The following is a 2,500-nucleotide window of genomic DNA, read 5'->3' on the forward strand; positions in this document are numbered from 1 at the left end:
GGGGACCTTAGCTGATGGTCTGGGTTCTTTCCCTCTCGGACTTGGACCTTAGCACCCAAGCCCTCACTGTTATGAAACATTATATAGCATTCGGAGTTTGTCAGGAATTGGTAGGCGGTGAAGCCCCCGCATCCAATCAGTAGCTCTACCTCTATATAACTTTACGCATAACGCTGCACCTAAATGCATTTCGGGGAGTACGAGCTATTTCCGAGTTTGATTGGCCTTTCACCCCTACCCACAGGTCATCCGAAGACTTTTCAACGTCAACCGGTTCGGACCTCCACACTGTGTTACCAGCGCTTCATCCTGCCCATGGGTAGATCACACGGTTTCGCGTCTAACACTACTGACTAAAGCGCCCTATTCAGACTCGCTTTCGCTACGGATCCGTGGCTTAACCACTTATCCTTGCCAGCAACGTTAACTCGTAGGCTCATTATGCAAAAGGCACGCCGTCACCCCACGAAAGGGCTCCGACCGCTTGTAAGCGTATGGTTTCAGGATCTATTTCACTCCGTTATTCACGGTTCTTTTCACCTTTCCCTCACGGTACTGGTTCACTATCGGTCTCTCAGGAGTATTTAGCCTTAGCGGATGGTCCCGCCAAATTCAGACAGGATTTCTCGTGTCCCGCCCTACTCAGGATACCACTATCGTTATCTTCTATTACTTATACAGGGCTATCACCTTCTTTGGCTCTACTTTCCAGTAGATTCTAATTCTATCCGCAACAAATATCGTGGTCCTACAACCCCAAATATGCCGTAACATGTTTGGTTTGGGCTAATCCGCGTTCGCTCGCCACTACTTACGGAATCACTTTTGTTTTCTTCTCCTCCGCCTACTTAGATGTTTCAGTTCAGCGGGTTTGCCCACCTATCGGTGTACTATGTCTTCAACATAGTGGGTTGCCCCATTCAGGTATCTACGGATCAATTCGTGTGTGCCAATCCCCGTAGCTTTTCGCAGCTTATCACGCCTTTCATCGCCTCTGAGAGCCAAGGCATCCCCCATACGCCCTTATTTTGCTTATTGTACCAATCACTCAATTAAGAATGACCGTTTCTTTTACTTGTCTAATGATAAACAAGTAAAAAATGCTTTCTACTTTTTATTATTTTCTTATCTCAATATGTCAATGAACTTTAAGTAAGTATCAAGATATTTGTATTAAGTATTAAGATTTATCTTGATACTTGGTACTTTTTTCTTTGTACTTCTTTTGTGGAGAATAACGGAGTCGAACCGTTGACCTCCTGCGTGCAAGGCAGGCGCTCTAGCCAGCTGAGCTAATCCCCCAATCTTTTTTAATTATGAATTGTGAATTATGAATTATGAATTATGAATTAATGTAATTCGTAATCTTTCAACCCTAGAATTTCCTTTGAATCTATTTATATGAACTTTTTATTCTCAATTCGTAATTCATAATTCTGAATTCGTAATTGTTTTGTTGTCTCGGACAGACTCGAACTGTCGACCCCTACATTATCAGTGTAATACTCTAACCAGCTGAGCTACGAGACAAGATGATTTCTGATTTTTGATTGTTGATTCCTGATTTTTGATGTTTTCACATCTTAAATCCCAAATCTTAAATCTTAAATCCTAAATCGTTATCTTTAACTTAAATTGTATTATTTGAACTAACAGCAAGAGTAATATAATGTCTTTATTTGTTTCCACTTCGACTTTTCGTCTTCTTTCCCTAGCGTGTATTACTACTAACACTAAGGCTCTAGAAAGGAGGTGTTCCAGCCGCACCTTCCGGTACGGCTACCTTGTTACGACTTAGCCCTAGTTACCAGTTTTACCCTAGGCAGCTCCTTGCGGTCACCGACTTCAGGCACCCCCAGCTTCCATGGCTTGACGGGCGGTGTGTACAAGGCCCGGGAACGTATTCACCGGATCATGGCTGATATCCGATTACTAGCGATTCCAGCTTCACGGAGTCGAGTTGCAGACTCCGATCCGAACTGTGACCGGTTTTGTAGATTCGCTCCTGGTCGCCCAGTGGCTGCTCTCTGTACCGGCCATTGTAGCACGTGTGTAGCCCAAGGCGTAAGGGCCGTGATGATTTGACGTCATCCCCACCTTCCTCTCAGTTTGCACTGGCAGTCTCGTTAGAGTTCCCGACATGACTCGCTGGCAACTAACGACAGGGGTTGCGCTCGTTATAGGACTTAACCTGACACCTCACGGCACGAGCTGACGACAACCATGCAGCACCTTGTAAATTGTCTTGCGAAAAGTCTGTTTCCAAACCGGTCAATCTACATTTAAGCCTTGGTAAGGTTCCTCGCGTATCATCGAATTAAACCACATGCTCCACCGCTTGTGCGGGCCCCCGTCAATTCCTTTGAGTTTCATTCTTGCGAACGTACTCCCCAGGTGGGATACTTATCACTTTCGCTTAGCCACTGAGATTGCTCCCAACAGCTAGTATCCATCGTTTACGGCGTGGACTACCAGGGTATCTAATCCTGTTCGCTACCCA

The 2,500-nt window shown here is 45.2% G+C and carries 2 tRNA genes and 2 rRNA genes (2 of these 4 cut by a window edge); all 4 read right to left on the reverse strand.

The features are described from left to right. A 23S ribosomal RNA gene (locus tag H4V97_RS07790) occupies positions 1 to 1,038 on the reverse strand; it reaches 1,848 nt to the left of the window's first position. A gap of 190 nt (positions 1,039 to 1,228) precedes the next feature. Beyond that, positions 1,229 to 1,302 (reverse strand) — tRNA-Ala (locus H4V97_RS07795). A 154-nt stretch (positions 1,303 to 1,456) separates the two neighbouring features. After that, positions 1,457 to 1,530: transfer RNA gene (locus tag H4V97_RS07800), tRNA-Ile, on the reverse strand. 215 nt (positions 1,531 to 1,745) lie between these two features. Continuing rightward, positions 1,746 to 2,500: ribosomal RNA gene (locus H4V97_RS07805) — 16S ribosomal RNA — on the reverse strand; it runs 759 nt beyond the window's last position. The 16S and 23S rRNA genes sit together here with 2 tRNA genes alongside, the layout of an rRNA operon.

The sequence above is a fragment of the Flavobacterium sp. CG_23.5 genome, from assembly GCF_017875765.1.
In the GTDB taxonomy this organism is placed as follows: Bacteria; Bacteroidota; Bacteroidia; order Flavobacteriales; family Flavobacteriaceae; genus Flavobacterium.